General features: G+C 25.1%; 11 protein-coding genes. All 11 read left to right on the forward strand.

The window, feature by feature from the left end; all coding sequences use genetic code 4:
- The 11 genes from ACXX86_RS01765 (at position 1) to ACXX86_RS01815 (ending at position 18,939) form a co-directional block, all read left to right on the forward strand.
- Complete coding sequence (locus tag ACXX86_RS01765) at positions 1-1,203, forward strand: ABC transporter ATP-binding protein (RefSeq protein WP_458560597.1); 1,203 nt, start codon at positions 1-3, stop codon at positions 1,201-1,203.
- Between the two features lies 1 nt (position 1,204).
- On the forward strand, positions 1,205-1,744 hold the full coding sequence (locus ACXX86_RS01770; protein WP_458561020.1) for a hypothetical protein: 540 nt from the start codon (positions 1,205-1,207) through the stop codon (positions 1,742-1,744).
- Positions 1,710-3,530, forward strand: coding sequence for an alpha-amylase family glycosyl hydrolase (locus ACXX86_RS01775; protein ID WP_458561021.1), 1,821 nt, complete (start codon positions 1,710-1,712; stop codon positions 3,528-3,530). Before ACXX86_RS01770 ends, ACXX86_RS01775 begins: the two co-directional genes overlap by 35 nt.
- A gap of 120 nt (positions 3,531-3,650) precedes the next feature.
- The gene (locus tag ACXX86_RS01780) at positions 3,651-5,861 is read left to right on the forward strand and encodes a P68 family surface lipoprotein (RefSeq protein ID WP_458561022.1); all 2,211 of its coding nucleotides are present in this window, start codon (positions 3,651-3,653) and stop codon (positions 5,859-5,861) included.
- The gene (locus tag ACXX86_RS01785; RefSeq protein ID WP_458560412.1) at positions 5,861-6,619 is read left to right on the forward strand and encodes a thermonuclease family protein; all 759 of its coding nucleotides are present in this window, start codon (positions 5,861-5,863) and stop codon (positions 6,617-6,619) included. The genes ACXX86_RS01780 and ACXX86_RS01785 overlap by 1 nt, the downstream gene beginning before the upstream one ends.
- Positions 6,600-8,333, forward strand: coding sequence for an ATP-binding cassette domain-containing protein (locus tag ACXX86_RS01790; protein ID WP_458560411.1), 1,734 nt, complete (start codon positions 6,600-6,602; stop codon positions 8,331-8,333). Before ACXX86_RS01785 ends, ACXX86_RS01790 begins: the two co-directional genes overlap by 20 nt.
- The gene (locus ACXX86_RS01795) at positions 8,333-9,346 is read left to right on the forward strand and encodes a carbohydrate ABC transporter permease (protein WP_458561023.1); all 1,014 of its coding nucleotides are present in this window, start codon (positions 8,333-8,335) and stop codon (positions 9,344-9,346) included. Before ACXX86_RS01790 ends, ACXX86_RS01795 begins: the two co-directional genes overlap by 1 nt.
- Positions 9,312-10,265, forward strand: coding sequence for a carbohydrate ABC transporter permease (locus tag ACXX86_RS01800; RefSeq protein ID WP_458559289.1), 954 nt, complete (start codon positions 9,312-9,314; stop codon positions 10,263-10,265). The genes ACXX86_RS01795 and ACXX86_RS01800 overlap by 35 nt, the downstream gene beginning before the upstream one ends.
- A gap of 6 nt (positions 10,266-10,271) precedes the next feature.
- Positions 10,272-10,433 (forward strand): hypothetical protein, encoded by a 162-nt coding sequence (locus ACXX86_RS01805; protein ID WP_436358788.1) that lies wholly within the window; start codon positions 10,272-10,274, stop codon positions 10,431-10,433.
- Between the two features lie 86 nt (positions 10,434-10,519).
- Positions 10,520-11,206 carry a winged helix-turn-helix domain-containing protein gene (locus ACXX86_RS01810; protein WP_436358789.1) on the forward strand — a complete coding sequence of 229 codons (687 nt, stop codon included), beginning with the start codon at positions 10,520-10,522 and terminating at the stop codon, positions 11,204-11,206.
- Positions 11,207-11,301: 95 nt separating this feature from the next.
- The gene (locus ACXX86_RS01815; RefSeq protein ID WP_458561024.1) at positions 11,302-18,939 is read left to right on the forward strand and encodes a hypothetical protein; all 7,638 of its coding nucleotides are present in this window, start codon (positions 11,302-11,304) and stop codon (positions 18,937-18,939) included.
- Positions 18,940-19,010: the final 71 nt, after the last annotated feature.

Genomic DNA, 19,010 nt, shown 5'->3' on the forward strand with positions numbered 1-19,010 from the left:
ATGAAAAAAAAAACAGAAATGATTTTAGAAAATAATGAACTAGATGACATTAATTCATACGATTTAGAATTTGATAAATTCTTAAATGAAATCGGAGAAGTTGGACAAAAAACAGCTGGTGGAAAAATTGAATTAGTTAATTTATCTAAAAAATATGAAGGAAACGACAAGTGAACTTTAAAAGATATTAATTTAACAATTGAAGCAGGAAAATTCTGTATTTTCCTTGGTCCATCTGGTTGTGGAAAAACAACTTTACTAAGAATGATTGCAGGTTTAAACTCAATTACCAAAGGTGATTTACTTTTCAATGGCAAAAGATTTAACAATCTTTCACCTTCTGAAAGAAACATTGCTATGGTTTTCCAATCTTATGCTCTTTATCCACATATGAATGTTTATAATAATATGAGCTTTGGATTAAGAATTGCAAAAGAAAGAAAAGATATAATCGATCGAAGAGTTAAAGATGCAGCAAAAATTTTAAAAATTGATAATTATCTATATAACAAACCTCGTGATTTATCAGGAGGACAAAGACAAAGAGTTGCTATCGGTAGAGCTATTGTTAGAAAACCTTCTATTTTCTTAATGGATGAACCTTTATCTAACTTAGATGCTAAATTAAGAGAATCAATGCGTAGAGAAATTGTCTCTATTCATAGACTTTTAAACACAACATCAATTTACGTAACACACGATCAATTGGAAGCGATGACAATGGGTGATCAAATTGTTGTTTTAAATGAAGGAAAAATTCAACAAAACGGAACAAGTAAAGATTTATATTTTAGACCAGCAAACGTTTTTGTTGCTAAATTTATTGGTTCTCCAACAATTAACTTACTAAATGGAATAAACAACAATAATACTTTTAAATTAGATGGAATCAATTTTTCTTTAAATCTTCCAGAAGAAAATAAAGAAAAATTATCTAAATACAAAGACTTAATAGTTGGATTTAGAACAGAAGATGTTTTAATCAACGAAAAAGAAGTTGCTAATTCAGTTAAAGGAAAAATTTTCAACATTGAATCTCTTGGAAAAGAGTTATCAATTGTTGTAAAAATTTCCGATAATGTTGAAGTTGTATCTACAGTTCTTAATAATAGAGACTTTGAACTTTACCAAGAGGTATGAGTAAGCTTTAACGAAAGCAGAATTCATATTTTTGATAAAGAAACAGAAGAAAGATTAAATTAATATGCATTTTTTTAAAACTTACAAATATAGAAAAATTTTCTTTATTTTATGTATTGTTGTTTCATTAGTTAGTTTTGGTTTATTTTTTGCTTTTTACAATTCAGCAAATAAGTATTTAGAAATAGAAAAGCAAATTTATACTACAGAAGCAGCTTTTAACGAAAGTTCTGTTATTAATCCTCAAATTCCTATATTTAAAACATTTTGAGTATTAAGTTCAGTTTTATGATTAACAATAATAATAATTGCAATATATTCTTTAATTTTATTAATTAAGCAAAAAAATAATACAAGTTTATTAATTAAAATAAACATTATTCTTTTAGTATTAGTGATAATTTTAGTATCTGTTTTACTTTCTTTCCAACCCCCAATCGACGAAAGAGATGAAACAAAAATTATTTATCCACCTAACTATATTTCAGGTTGATTATTATTTGCTTTTTCTGTAGTTGTTGCTATTTTTGGAATCTTTTCTTTAAAAAATTATGGATATTTAATCAAAAATGAAAAAGAAAACTTGAAACAAATCGCTAGTTAAGTTTATGATAAAAAGCGGAGCATTTCCGCTTTTATCATATAGTTTATTAACATCATGCACCAACACAGATAATTTTCACAAAGACTTTTCTTTTTGAGGAGACAAACAATTTTATAAAGATAAAACTAATAAACTATCATATAAAGAAGATGATGAAAATGCAAAGTTAGTAGCACCTTTAGTCAAAAATGAAAAAAACTCTTCAGTTATTTATCAAGTACTGGTTTATTCCTTTGCTGATGGAAACAACGATGGTATTGGAGATTTTATAGGTTTAAAAAACAATTTAGATTATTTTACTAATTTAGGTATTGATCAATTATATCTTTCCCCAATTCATCCAGCTAGTTCATATCACGGTTATGATGTGATCGATTATACAGATGTAGCAGCAGAATTAGGTGGAAAAGAAGCATTTTTAGATTTTCTAAAAGAAGCACATAAAAAAGGAATAAAAGTTTATTTAGATTTAGTGTTTAACCACACATCTTTTGAACACCCTTGATTTCAAAAGGCACTGGAAGGTGATTCAAAATACAAGAATTTTTATCGCTTTTATAGTACAAAAATACAAGATACTAATCAAGATAGTTCAGAGTTACGCTCTTTATTTCCTAATTTAAAAGATAAACACGCAACTAATAAATTTTATACTTCTAAATTTTGAGCAGGAATGCCTGATCTCAATTTAGATAATCCAGAAGTTATTGAAGAATTAAAACACATTCAATCTTATTGAACCAAAATAGGAGTAGATGGATTTAGATATGATGCTTTTGCTGAGTTTTTCTCTTCAATGGGAGAAACAAAAAATAACTATAATGAACAAAAAATCTTTAGTGAACTTAGAAAAAGTTCTCAAGAAGCTCTTCAATCCCAAAATCTTCATAAAGATATTTTTATGATGGGTGAGTGACTAGATGATGCTTTAAAAGCTACTGTATACTTTAATTATAATAATGAAAAAGCACTTGGAACCATTTATGATGGAAAACATTGAAAAGAAAATTGATTCGTTTCAATTAATAAAGATGATTTAAATAATCAATTAACTAAAATAGGATCGCACCAAGAACATCCTTGAGTACCTTTTTTAACTAATCATGATACTGATAGATGAATTAATTCATTTAGAGTAAATATGCCAAGACCTACCAAAGATCCAGAAACCTTTGATAGTCCTTTAAAGGCAAGTGAATTAAATACGCCACTATCACAAAGAGAAAAAGACGCAATAAGAAATGCTTACTTTTACCTTTTAATATTACCATCAACCCCTATTATTTACCATGGTGATGAGTTAATGATGCATGCAAATAAAACTTTTGGTGATCCTGGTATAAGAGAACCTTTTAAATGAAAAGATACATCTAAAAGAGTAGAATTCAAAGAAAAGAAAAGTCTAAATGACTATATTCATTTAAATTTTTCAAAAGATACCCCATATGTTGAAGATCAAGTTAAAGATAAAAATTCTATTTATTCAATAATTAAATTTTTATTAGACTTTAGAAGCAAGCACCCTTTTATGTACTCTCAAGATTTAGAGACAATCGGAGATGCTTCAAATTATCTTGAAAACACTTCAGACCAAACTATTATTAGACAAAGTAAAGATAAACAAGAAAAATATCTATTTATAAACACTGTTGGAATTAATGATAATATTAATTATAAACTTAAAGATGGTGTAGAAGTAGAAACCATTTATTCTTATAATTCCAAGGTAAATAATAAGCAAATTTCAATTGGAAATATGGGATTAATAATTTTAAAAATAAAATAATTGAAATTTCAAAAAATTAGATTATAATATTTTTAATTATGAAAAAACATTAGAACAAAATTAAACAAATTTTACAAAATTCATTTGTTCTAATTTTTTTAAACAAAAAAAGAGGGGAATATGAAAAAGAAAACATTATTAACATTATCAAGTTTAACCTTAGCAGGGGCATCATTAACTGGTTTAGTATCTTGTTCCAGAGAAACAAGATTTGATCAAACTAACGATGAAACAATTAAAATAGCTAACACATTTGGTTCTACAGGTGCACAAACTGAAGCATTACAAGCAATTGTAGAAAAATGAAACAACAAAGCAGAAGTTAAAGATACAAACAACAAAAATTATTTAAAATTAGAATTATTTGCTATCAATGGTGGATATAACGGATTAACATCAGACTTAGAACAAAAATTAACAGCAAAAGCAGCAAATAGTTTATATAATGTTGCATTCAACTATCCAGCAATAGTAGGTACTTTAGCTAAATACAATATGCAACTAGATTTAAATGGTTCTACACCAGAAGAAAAAGCAGTTAAATTAGCTGAAGCTGTTAGATCTACTTTCTCAGACAAATTTTTACAAAGCAATACTCAAATAGCAGGAATTAGTAAAAAAGGGGATAAAGATTCATTATGATTAATTCCAAGTAGTAGATCATCTCAAGTTATAACTATTAACAAAGAAGTTTTTGGTTACATCATTAGACAAGCAACAGCAGAAACTTTAAGGGATAAAAAAGCTACAATTAAAGCAGAAGATAAAGCGTTTTTCGATGAAATCACAAAATCCAACCATGATGAAACATTTGTTAAAACTGTTTGAAAAGACTATGTAGCATCAACTAAAGCTGAAGGTGGTTTAGGTGGATATGAGTTTAGAAGAGATGTATTTGAAAGTTATGATTCACTATTTGACTTAGTTTCAAGAATCAAAAAATCCTTCCCAAAAGCACCAGAAGGAGATATTAACAAAAGAGCAGAAAATGTTTTTGGAGTTGACTCAATTTCAAGTTTATTATACTTAATGGCATTTTCAGATGTTGATGGAGATTACTCTAAATTCTTATTTGGATTAAATGATAAACAGACTTCCGTTGATTATGTAAATGCATTGAAAAAAGGAACAGAAAGAAACGAACTTTTCAAGAAAAGTTTTGAAAAAATAGCAAAATTAATTAATGAAAAATCTCTATTTATAAAGGAAAATTCCGATTATTCGTCAAATCGTCTAAAAGGACATCAACTTGCTTTTGCAATTGCTTCAACAGCTGGATATAGACATAATTTTTCAAAAAATGGATATTCAGAATACATTTTAACAATCAATTCTGGTTCTAAGAAAATTGAAGATAAAGTAACAGCGGACTATGCAAATTACATTTATAAACCAACAGCAGAAGAAATTGCTAAAGGTGTAATTGCTAAATTATATAGTGCAAGTAAAACTGTAGATGCTAATACCAAATATGTTTATATTTATGATAAAAATGGAACAGGGGCTTCAGAATTTAATAAAGAAGGAAACAAAAACATTGAAGCAACACAAGAATGAAAAGATGCATTGCAAAAATTATCTAAGTTTTCAAATGCAGCTGCCGGAGAAAAATTAGGAATTTCTTCTACAAATTCTAGTTTTAAAGATTTAAAAGAAGAAATAGAACAAAAATATATTATTCCAGCCGGAAAATCAGGTGGTTACGATGCTTATTTAATTGATATTAAATGAGAAAAAACAGATCAATCAGATGGATTCCGTAAAGTTTCTCATGATTCTACAGAAACTCTTCAAGAAAATGAGTTAGGATATGTTTCTAATCCTTTCTATACAACTAAAACTGATAATGCTAAAAAAACAATTATTGCTCAAGGACCTTCTTTAATTGGTATTCACTCAAATAAAGTTGAAGATTTAGCAACTTTAAATTTCTTAAAATGATATATAACAGAAAAACAAGATTGAACAGTTGGTAAAGATGATAAAGCTAAAAACTACACAAACTTAACTCCACTTGAATTCTTTGGACAACACAGTGGATACATTGTGGCTTCTGAAGGAGTTTTAAGTAAAGAAGCACCAGCAGGTTATGATAAATTCAATAAAGAAGCATTTGGATTATTTAAAAAAGCAACAGAAGGTGCAGACAAAGATCAATATGCTATTTATGAAGACCCAACAGATTCAAGATCTTCAACTTTTAGAGATGGAATAGATACTTCATTCACTAATTACGCAGATAGAGCAGCAAATAATAAAGGTAAAGCTGAAACATTTGAAGAATACTTAGCAGCTCTTAAAAACCTATTAGGAGCATCATTTACTAAATAATGAAAAAAATTATAAAAGCAACCTCATTGGTTGTTTTTCCATATATAGCGATACCTTTTGTTGTTTCTTGTAATAATAACGAAGCTAAATATTTCAAAGAATCAACTGATTTACCTCCATTTGAAAAATTAAATGCAAAAATAGTTAAATGAAAAGATGGAGATACACCTGTTTTAGATTTTGGAGATAACCAAACAATAGAAGGACAACAATCTATTAGAGTTGCTGGAATTGATACACCTGAAAAAAATTTAGGTAAAGATCATAAAATAGATGATTTTGAAAAAAGTTGAGCTGAAAAAGCATCCAAATTTGGAGAAAATACTTTACCTCCTGGAACAGAAGTAACTTTTATTTATGGAAGTAAAGTTACTAGATCTTACGAAAGAGTAGTGGGTTGAATTTTTTATAAACAAAACAATATTTGAAAAGATTATTCTGTAGAAATAATCAGAGAAGGGTTAACCTTACCAAATTTAAAAAAAGCTTGAGATGTTAGTTTTAAGACAAATGTAGAATATTATGAAGGTATAAAAATGTGAAACGCTTTTTATGATGCTATGAAAAATCATAGAAATTTTTATCAAAATATTAATTCAGAAAGTGAACTTTATGAATTTGCACAAAAAGTTTATAAATCTAGAGGTGTTCCACAATATCAAGTATTTTTAAAATCTACAGAAGATAACGTTTTATCAAGACATAAAACAAATGTTGATAATGAAGAAAGTGAGAAAAATGCAAATCAAAAAAATTAATAAAGCTGAGATATATGAATTTATAAGGAAAATCAAAAAAACAGCTGATGAAAGATATAAAAATAAAGATGAGTTAAACGCTATTGAAATAAAAAATTTAGTAATTGACTATGGAGAAACTGTAGCAGTTGATAATGCAAATATACAGATAAAAAAGGGAGAATTGGTAACTTTACTCGGTCCTTCTGGTTGTGGTAAAACTACTACTTTAAATGCTATTGCTGGATTATTAACACCTACAAGCGGACAAATTTTATTTGAAGGTGTAGATATAACTAAAACTACTCCTCAAGACAGAAAAATTGGTTTAGTATTTCAAAATTATGCTTTATATCCACATTTAAATGTTTATGATAATATTTCTTTCCCTTTAACCAATGATAAAACTTGAAAAGTTAGAATGATTGAAAAATCTACCAAAGCACAGCATGAAGCAAATTTAATTATTTTAGAAAAAAATGGTGCAACTAAACAAGAAATTGATAATTTTAATAAATTGCTTTTTAACTTCTTTGATGTTTATAAAGAATTAAATTTAGAAATTAATAATTTAAATTCTAGTGTTTATAAAAAATTAAATGAACTTAATAGTAATTATGAATTAGCTTTAATCAAAAAACAAAATGAACAGAAAAAAGCAAATTTAGATACTATTGAAAAATTAAAAGACAAAAGCTTAGATGCAAAATTAACAAGATATGAACATTCTCTTAAAATTAAAGAAATAAAAACTAAATATTCAGATTTAAGAAAATCATTGAAAAATGAAATTGAAAAAGAAAAACAATTATTAAAACAAAATAGTGAATATTTGGAGTTAAAACAACTTAAAAGCATATATAAATCAGTAGTTCAAATAACCAAAAATGACTATTATTCCTATCAAAAAGAATTAATTAAAAAATATACTCTCGATATTTCTAAATTAAATGTAGATGAAACTAATAGATTTAAAGAATTACAAACTAAAAATATTTCTATTAAAAAAGCAATAGAAAATGCTGTTTTAAATGTTGCTGAAAAAGTAGAAATTACAAAAAATTTACATAAAAAACCAACTAAATTATCTGGAGGACAGCAACAAAGAGTTGCCATTGCTAGGGGTATAGTAAGAGAACCAAAAATTATTTTAATGGATGAACCTTTATCTAACTTAGATGCTAAATTAAGAGTTCAAACAAGACAATGAATCAGAAAAATACAGTCTGAATTAGGATTAACAACTGTTTTTGTTACTCACGATCAAGAAGAAGCGATGTCAATTTCAGATAAAATAGTATGTATGTCTTTTGGAAAAATTCAGCAAATAGGAACTCCTATGGAACTTTATAATAAACCAAAAAATGAGTTTGTTGCTAAGTTTTTAGGAATACCTGAAATGACTATATTTGATGCAAATATAAAGGAAAATCACGTATTTTTAAATGATGTAGTATTAAAACACTTTGAAACTAATTTAGAAAATGTAAGAGTAGGAATTAGAGCAGAAGATATTCAAGAATCCTTAAACGGGAAACTTACAGGAAAAATAGTTTCCATTGAATATTTAGGAAAAGAGATTTTCGCTAAAATAGAAGTTGATAATGTTGCTACATTTAACATTTTCTTAAAATTGAAAAAAATGTATGAGATCAATGAAGAAGTTAAATTCAACATTCCTGCAAATAAAATTCATTTATTCGATTCAATAACTAAAGAAAGAATTGATATCTAATGAGAAAAATTTATTCATTTCTTTTGCAAAGAAAACAAAAACAAACTAAAAAAGATTTAGGGATTTTAGATAAAAAAGTTGCTTACTGAAAACCTTTTTTACTTTTATTACCTTCTTTATTCATTATAATTTTATTTACAATTTTCCCTTTTATTTTTTCAATCGGTTCATCAATTAGTTATCAATCAGATCCAAACGATGCTCAACAAATTGAATATGGATTTAATGCCTTTGTAGATGTGTTAAATGATAATAACTTTAAAATTGGTGTTAGAAATTCATTAATTTATTCCATTTTATCTTTACCAATAACTTTAGTTATTTCGATATTAATTTCTAGTGTTATTTCTTCACTTGTTCGAAAGTGAGCAAGAGGATTTTGACAAACAGTTTTCTTTTTACCTTATATAACAAGTGCAATTGCTATTTCCATAACTTTTGCCTATATATTTGATACACAAATAGGTATAGTTAACAAAATTTTTGGAATTGAAACTAGATGATTAAATTCTGGACGCTATCAATCATATAATGCTATTTTTGTGATTTTAGTATATGGAATATGAAAAAATTTAGCTTTTCAAATTTTGATCATTACAACAGCAATGCTTGGAGTAGATAGAACTCTTTACAAAGCAGCTGCTATTGATGGTGCTTCCAAAACTAAACAATTTTTCAAAATTACCTTACCTTCAATAACAAAAACTTTAAATTTCTTAATTACAATAGGAATTATAGGTGGAATAAAAGTGTTCCCTATTGCTATATTTAATAATGATTTAAATGCAGCAAAAACTAATGGTGGTTCCACCATAATTCTCTTTATCTATGATATGGTAAAACAAGGACATTATGATTTAGCTGGAGCAGCTACAATTATTCTCTTTCTTCTTGGTTTAGCCTTATCAACTTTCTTAAAACAAGGAATAAAAATAATTTTATTAACAATAAATAAGTTAGGAGAAAGACATGTTCTGAATGCTGTTAAAGTTACAAAACTGAATCTCAAATAAGATTTCACAAAGAAAAATAGAAAAAATTTCTTCTGAAGTTAGAAATGTTTCTTTATGAAAATCCATTTTATCCTTGTCAGTTAAATTATTAATCTTACTGGTTTTTGGTGTAATAATTATTTTTCCTTTTTATTTTATGCTTGTTTTTGCTCTGGCACCAGATGATCAAGCAAACGAAAGAGTTAATGAAATTGTTTTATTTCCAGAAAAATTTCAATGAGATAATTTTTCAAGAGCTTTAAATGATGGTTATTGAGAAGCTTTGGGTTGAAGTCTTTTAGTAACTTTTGTATCAGTTATTGTAAAACTCTTCTTTTCTGCTACATTTGGATATGCTTTTTCATTAAAAAAATGAAAATTTAAAAAACTATCTTGATTGTTTTTTCTCTCAATACTAATTTTGCCAGAAGTTGCCCTTTTTATTGGACAATATAAAACGATAATAACACTAAAATGAGAAACAAATGCTTTTTGATTATCTATATCTTTAATTATGCCATATGCTGCTTCTGTATTTTCTGGTTTTATGTTCAGAAATGCTTTTGAAGATATTCCTGATAGAATAAAAGAAGCTGCAATGGTAGATGGATGTACAGGAATTAATTTCTTTTTCAAAGTTGCAATTCCAATGGTGACACCAACCATATGAACAGTTGGTATTTTAACTGCATTTGCTGCTTGAAATTCACTATTATGACCTTTATTAATTTTAGGAAAAGATTCACCAGTACAATTAATTAATATTTATCTATTAGATGTTGGGGTGAATCCAGATCCGGATGATCCAATAAAATTATTTAAAAATGTAAAACTTGCAGGTGCAATTTTGGCTATTCTTCCAATGTTTATAACTTACTTCTTATTTAGAAGAAAAATTCTTAACGCAATATCTAGACAAGGTTCAACAATTAAAGGATAATTAATTATGACAAAAGAAAAAGTAAAAAAAGTTAAAAAAAGAGTTTCAGTTTCTACAAAATGAGTTTTAATCTCTTTAACCGTTGCATTAGGAATAGTTTTTACAGTTTTCTCTGCTTGAGGATTTTTTAAAGTTTTTATAGAATTACTAAGTGGTAATTTTATATAAATATATAAACTAACATTAGATATATTCAACATATATATAAGTAATTTATTTACATATAACATAATTTGTATTATAATTAAATTAATATGAAAGAAAAATTTGAAAAAGAAAAATCTAAAACTAAAAAAAGCGAATTAATAGAATATTTATTATATTTAATTAAAAATAGAGTTTTAGAACCAAATGAATTGATGCCTTCAGAGCACTTTTTAATGGAAAAATTTGGTGTATCTAGAATAACAGCAATTAATGCTTATCAACAACTAGAAGGAATAGGTGCTATTTATACAAGAAGCAAATTAGGAAGATATGTAGCTGAAAATTTTAGTGGTCTTGCTAAAGCTTATTCATCTTTAATTAAATACGAATATTCTACAACACAAAAAATAGAAAGAATTGAAGGCGATGAACCACAATGATTCTATCGTCAAAATATAATTTTCTTACTTGGATTCAATGCTTTTAGAAAACAATATTTTAACAAAAACAAAGAAGAAATAATGGTTGCAGAACATTATGTATCAAGAAGATATGAACTTCCAGAAAAAATGGATCAACAATTTTCAATACTAGAACACTTAGTAAAAACACCTTTAGCAATTACTAAAATGGCTTATAAATTAAAATATGAAAAAGTTGATAAATGAGGTTTTGAATATCTTGTTGTTATCTATGCATGGGGATATGATGAAGCCGGTATTTCAGTAGCATCGCGTTATGTAGTTCATCCAGAATACTTCACATTCTTCCATACTGAAAAAAATCTTAAATAAAGGAAAAACATATAAAAAATATGTTTTTTTCTTTTGTTTTAAAACGATTTTTGTAGTATCATTTAATAAAGAAATGAGTGTAAGAAGAGGCGGAGATGAAAATAAAAAATAAAAAGAAAAAATCATTATTAATATTATTATTAATTTTAGTGCCTGGTTTTATTGCTACAGCTGCAACTCTTCCTTTTGCTTTTTTTAAAAAACAAAAGGAACAAATAGAAAAAAACCCTATTATTGGAGATCAAAAAGCATCAATTAACAAGGTAAATAAAATAGAATTTGCAAACATTACTGAAAATTCAGTAAGTGTTTCTTTACAACCTGAAAATAAATTTGAAATTTCACCAAGTTCCAAAATTACTTTAGAATTAAGTAATGGTACAAAAGCAGTTGCTGAAAAGTGAAAATTTAATGATAAAAACATTGTTTTAGAAATAAATAAACTAAAAGAAAATACTAATTATACTATTTATGGAATAGAAGTAGACAACAAACCTTTACAAATAAATAGTTTAGCTAAAAAAACTTTTAAAACAAATAAACAATTTTTTGCCCAAAATACAGAGATTATAAATATTAAAGAAACAGAAGCAACTTTAAATTTTGATTTTGAAGAAAACATAAATCATTTTAATTCTTTATCCATTGAATTTTTAAATGGAAAAGCTCAAAATTTTTCTAATGTTCATATAAATAACCATAAAGTTGATTTGAAACTTGAAAGTTTAATTGCTTCTACTGATTATACAATAACTAAAATAATGTATAATCAACATAACATATTGAAAAAAAATATTAAATTCACAACTTTAGAAAAACAAAAAGTAATTTTAAGAGACTTTAAAGTTCTAGAAAATAAAGAAAATTCAGTCAAATTAGAAATATCTATTGATAATTCAAATTTAATTTCCAATGATCAAGAGATATTTATTAATTTAAGAAGTAAAAATGGAAACGAAGAAAAAAGAATCAATAATTTTTCCGTGTTTGAAAATAAAATCACTTTTGTTATAGATGATTTACAAAGCGACACAAGTTATACAATAGATACTATAAAAAATAATCAAGATTTTTGAAATCTAAATAATAGTGATTTTAATTTTAAAACTTTAGAAAAAAATTATTTTGTTTCCAATATAAAAGTTAAAGATATTGAAACCAATAGTGCAAGATTAGTTTTAGATTTAAATGAAAACATAGAGCTACAAAAAGTTGAAATAAAATTAGATAAAAAAATAGAACCTTTTGTTTTTACTTTTTCCAACACAAACAAAAATATAGAGTTACTTTTAAATGATTTAATGGATAATCAAAACTATTTCATAGAATATATAAAAATCAATGATAAAAATATTCAATTTCCTATTTTTAATTTTAAAACACAACTTTCAGCACCTATTATAAATAATATTTCTTTAGTTGAAAAGGATACAAATACAGCAACCTTAGATTTTATTTTCAGTAATAAAGAATATTTTTCTACTTCAAAAATTATCACAATAACTTTAGAATTTAAAGAAGGGGAAGAAATAAAAGAAAAAGAATTTAATTTTACCATCAATAATAATGAAAATTCTTTATCAGAACATTTTAATTTTTATAATTTATTACCTTCTACTATTTATAAAGTTAAAAAAGTTGAAGTTGAAGGGAATGTTTTAAAAAGTAAAGTTTCTAATTTTTCTTTTAGAACATCTGATATCGTTATTGAACATGAAAAAAATATTACTTTGTCTGAAATTAGTTCAACAACAAATTCAGCCGTTATTCAATTAAGTAACTTATCAGATAATTTAGATAATAATGATATTGAAAATATAAAAATTAAATTAGTTAATGAAGAAGATTATAAAAATGTTGAATTTACAAAAGAAGATAATGTAATACAAATTCATTTAAGTAATTTAAATGAAAATTCGACTTATCAAATAGAAAATTTAAAAATAAATGATGTAGTTTATAATCCAACTAACGTTTTTTCTTTTAAAACAAAAGAGGAAGAAGTAAAAAATACTAACATACAAATTTTATCTTTAAATACACACTTTGCACAACTTCAATTATCATTTAACAAAGGAAATGCCTTTATAGACGGAGATTTATTAGTAATAGAAACAAGAGATGAACAAGGACAATTTCAACAATTTTCACAAGAATGAAGAGCTTCAAATAGTTCTATTATATTAAACAACTTAAAAAGCAACACTAGCTATTACATAAATAAAATTTACAAAAATAACAAAGAGATATTTATTGAAAGTACAAATAGAAATTTTCATACTTCAGCTTTAAGAATGGAGAATTTTGAAGTTATTAATACAACAGAAAATAGTGCTAAAATAAAAGTTTCTTTAAATAACATTAGTCTTTTTGATAAAGGAAATAGAATAAAATTAATTTTATCCAACTCAGGACAGCAAGAAGAAAAAGAAGCAAAAAACTATGAAGTAAATGGAAATGATATTTATTTCACAATTGATAATTTAAACAAAAATACAACTTATAACGTTGTTAATTTTAAATATGATGAAGAAACGGTGGTTTTAGATCATAGTTTTCCAACAATTCAAACAAAAAACAGTTTGCAAATTGAAAATATTTCATATAAAGACATAAGTCAAAAATCTGCAACTGTAATTTTAACTTTTACAAATGTAATAGATAAAAACGTTAATAAACATTTAAATATAACACTTGATAATAATGAGAGATATTTTCAAACTTCTTTTATATTGAATGATTCTAATCAATTAGAAATTAGTTTTGATAATTTACAACCTAATAGAAATTATTCTATTAATTCAATAATGATTGATAATGAAGAGATTAATATTAGTAATTTAAATACTCAATTTAAAACTCTAAAAAATCCAAAAATACGGGATTTTACTGTAAATTCTATAACTTCTGATTCAGTGGATTTAACTTTAAATTTCGAAAATTTAATTTACAATTCCAATTCTATATTCAATATAAAATTCTCAAACTTAGAATCAATTTCAATTTTATCTTCTAAAATTTTAAATAATAGTTTAAATTTACACTTAAATAATTTACATTCAAACTCTTTATATACTTTAGAACAAATAACACTAGATAATAATAATGTAGAAAAAGAAAGAGATTTTTCATTCAAAACTCTTGCTAATTTAAATTTAAGTAATAAGACAATAACTAACATTACTCATAATTCTGGTCTTTTAGTATTAACTTTTGAAAATATAAATGATGTAGATTCTAGACAACCTATAATTGTAGAATTAAATAATGGCGATTCATACACTTTTAATGATTATCAAAAGGAAAATGATAGTATTTCATTAAGTTTAGAGAGTTTATCAGCAAACACTGCTTATAAAATATTATCAATAAGACATAATAACCAAAATTTAATTACTAATGAGCAAATTGATTTTAGAACATTATTAATTCCGAGTTCTCTTTCTTATGTAACCCAAAATTCAAGTACTTATAATTCCATAGACTTTACTTTAAATTTTAGAAATCCAGAGTGAATAGAAACAAATAAACCAATAACCATAGTTTTAGAGAGAAATGACACAAAAGAAGAAATTTCTAAAACTTTTAATCCTTTTAATTTAGCAAACAAAGCCTCTAAATTTACATTTAATAATTTAGAAAGTAATACAATTTATAAAATAAAAAGCATAATGCATAAAAATACAGAACTTTTAACTACAACAAATTCTTTTATCCTTCAAACAATCAAAAATATTAATTTAGAAAATGTAATTATTCACTCTGTAACAACAAATTCTGCAGTTTTAAATTTAACTTTTAACTCATTAAAAGACATAGATAATAAAGTTCCTCTTGCTGTTGAATTTTCAAATGGTACAACTTTGGAATTCACAAACTATGAAAAACAAGGAAATCTTATTTCGCTTCATTTAAATAATTTAGTTCCTTATACAAATTATTCTGTTTTTGCCATAAAATACAATAGAAAAAACATTTTAAATAACTTAAGTGTAAATTCTTTTAGAACAGAACAAACCGCTTCTTCTGTAGTTAATGTTACAGAAGAAAACAAAAGTTATAACTCTTTAAACTTAGCATTTGAGTTTTCAAACAAAGAATGAATGAATTTAAGTTCTACAATAACATTTGAATTAAAAAATTTATCTAATAATAAAGTGGTAAGACAAGAATTTGCCCATTTTAATATTGAAAATAATTTAGCTAAATTTAGTTTTCAAAATTTAGAAAGCAATTCAAATTATCAAATAACAAAAGTTGAACATAAGCAACAAAATATTTTAAATAGTAATTCACACTATGTTTTTGCAACTACAAAACACATTCATTTACTAAGTAAGTCAGTTGATCATATTACAACAAATGCTGCAACTTTAAATTTAACATTTGAGAATAATAAGGATTTAAATAATTTAGAACCTATAACTGTAGTATTATCTAATGGCACAAGCAAAAATTTTACTCATTATGTTTTAAATAATAATGAAGTTTCTTTTCAATTAGATAATTTGTTTGCATTTACAGATTATCAAATAACATCTATTAATTATGGAAATATTCGTTTATTAAATAATTATGAAACAATCAATTTTAAAACAAAACAAAGAATTTCTTCTTTATTAGGTATCAATAATTTATTAACTGGTTATAATAGTTTAAAATTAAATTTTACTTTTTCAAATAAAGAATGAATAGATGTTAATCAACCTTTTGTAATAGAGTTACTAAATACTTCAAACAATGAAATCATAAGCAAAACTTTTAATACATTTAGTGTTGAAAATAATCAAATTCACTTTGCTTTTGATAATTTAATTAGTAATACAACATATAAAGTTAAAAGTGTAAAACACCAAGAAATTAATCTTTTACCAGAAAATTCTTCTTACTATTTTACAACTAATAAAGATGTTAAAATAATAAGCACTTCAATAGATAATATTACTTTAAATTCAGCAAGTTTACATTTAAATTTTAGAGCTATTAAAGACATTAATACCCATAATTCCTTTATAATCGAATTTCAAGGTGGGGAAACCAAAATAATTTCTCATTATTCTATAAACAACAATATAGTAACAATAAATTTAAGTAATTTAGTTGAATCACAAAATTACTCTATAACTCAAATTAAATATGAAAATAAAAATTTAATTGAAAACTCAATTAATTTTAGAACAGATGATTTTGTATCAATTAATAATTATTCAGTTGCTAATGTTAATGAGCATTCCGCAAGTATAAATGTTGTATTTAATAATCCTAAATATTTAAATTCAAATGAAAATATAAATTTAGAGTTTTCTAATGGATTAGTGAAAACTTTTTCACACAATTTAATCACCAACAACTCTTTATCACAAATCATTTCTGGATTAAATCAAAACACCACTTATACACTTAAAAATATAAAATTAGGTAATAGAATTTTAAATCATTCTGGAGTTTATACAAGTTTTACCACAGCAAAAAGTGTTACAGTAGTTAGCGGATTAAACTTTAGTAATATAACTTATAATTCAGCAAATTTAAATATAAATTTATCTAACACTGATTGACTAGAACAAAATCAAAATTTAGTTATTTATTTAATTAAAAATAATACTAATACTGAAATTAATAAAGAAGTAACTTTAAGTTCTAATAATAGCAATATAACACTAAATTTAAATAATTTAGATAGTAATTCTACTTATAGAATAAGCAGAATTAATCACAAGAATATTGATCTTCAAATAAATACTAATACACGGGAATTTAGCACTAAAAAGGATATTTTATTAAAAACAATGCAAAGCAGTGATGTTCAAATTGCTTCTGCTAAATTAACTTTAAAATTAAGATCTACAAAAGATATTTCAACTAGCGATAGATTAACTGTTGTATTAAATAATCGTGAAAAAAATATTGATAATTTCAGAATAATTGATAGTACAACAATTGATTTAATGTTAAATAATTTAGATTTTAATACACACTATACAGTAAATAATGTTAAATACAACAATCAGTCAATGGAAAAAGATTCATCTTTTAGAACTATTTCTTTCACAACTAAAGACAACCCACAAAGAATTAAAGTTTCAAACATTTCTACAGAACATATTACAACTTCAAGTGCTAATATGATAATTTCTTTTGAAAACGCTTCTCAATTTGATAAAACAAAAGAATTGGTTTTAAATTTTAATAATAATTATTCTAAAAGATTTACAAATATCGTTTTACTTAATAATAATATAAGTTTAAGTCTTGATAATTTACTCGATAATACTGAATATGTATTGCAAAGTATTACTTATGATGGTAGAAGTTTGGAAATCAAACCAGAAGTAGTTAAAAACTTTAGAACAGAAGCTAGAAAATTAGAAATTGCATCAATTCAAGTTAAAAACCTTGAATCTGATTATGGAGTAAGTGCTGATTTTGTTTTAAGATTTAAAAATCAAGATTTATTTACAGGCAAAAAAGAACTCAAAATCAAAATTCAAGATGTTAATGAGGCTAGAAGAACGGTTTATGCTAAATCCAAAGATATAGCTCTTGATTTTGATAATAAAATATCTCTTTCAACTAATTCTTTAGTTAACAATGGAATTTTTAGAATAACTGATGTTTTATTTGACAATGTATCAATTAAGTTTCCAAATGTAGATGATTTTAAACCATTTAAACGGGCAAAACCTTTAATTTCAGACGGAACACCGCCTGAACCAGATGATCCAGAACCAACAACTGAAGAACCTTCAAACAATCAACCATCAACACCAAATCCTGAACCAACTCCTGCTCCAAAACCAAAACCAAACTATAACTATGATCAACCACATAATCAAAGTGAGCACACTAGATACTATAGTGGAACAAGTTTAAACAATTTAGATTGAATGAAATCCTTAGATGACTCTGCTAGAATTTCAGATTTAAGTATTCCAGGAACTCATGATAGTGCGATGTTTTCAGGAACAGGTTTCTATTACTTTTTTGGTAAGGATTATGCAAAAACACAAGCTAATGACTATGATACACAACTAAAACAAGGAATTAGATTTTTTGACTTAAGAATTGATGAGAATATGAATTTAAGACATGGTGTAACTTATGCTACAACAAACTTAAGTAATGCTCTAAGAGATTTTGCTTATTTCTTACAAAGACACCCAAGTGAATTCTTATTATTAAGAATAAAGAGTGAAGATTATAAACCAGGTCAAAGTGCACAATTTAGACAACAATATAGACAAAAATTTGAAAATGCTCTTTTAAAACATTATGATTATTTATATCAAAGAGAATCATACAAAGGAACTTTATGACCAACAGTTGCTGATTTAAGAGGAAAAATGATGATATTCAATGATCTAGATCCTAAAATTACAACCGATACTTCTTGAGGTCCAAAATATAACTCAGGTGGACAAGCGGCAAAACCTTATATTTTCTACACACAAGATAACTTTGAAGCTACTCCAAATGATAAATATGATTCTATCAAAGGGCAATATGACATTAGTACCAAGTACAAAGGTCAAGGAGTGTTATTTTTAAACTTTACATCACACACTAATTTACCTACCACAATTTTTAGATTAGCTGAACAGGCTAATCCAAAAGTTTTAAATCTTCTAAAAACCTATGAAAGAGATCATAGATTTATCTCTGGAATTACAATTATGGATTTTCCAGGAGATGCACTTGTGCAGCAAGTTATTAAAATGAATAGAATTAAATAACTGACAATTATGTCGGTTGCTTAATTGTAAGATCAAGTGCACCACTTTAAAGTAAAATTTAAAGTATGGGA

It is taken from the genome of Mycoplasma sp. CB776 (assembly GCF_054343395.1).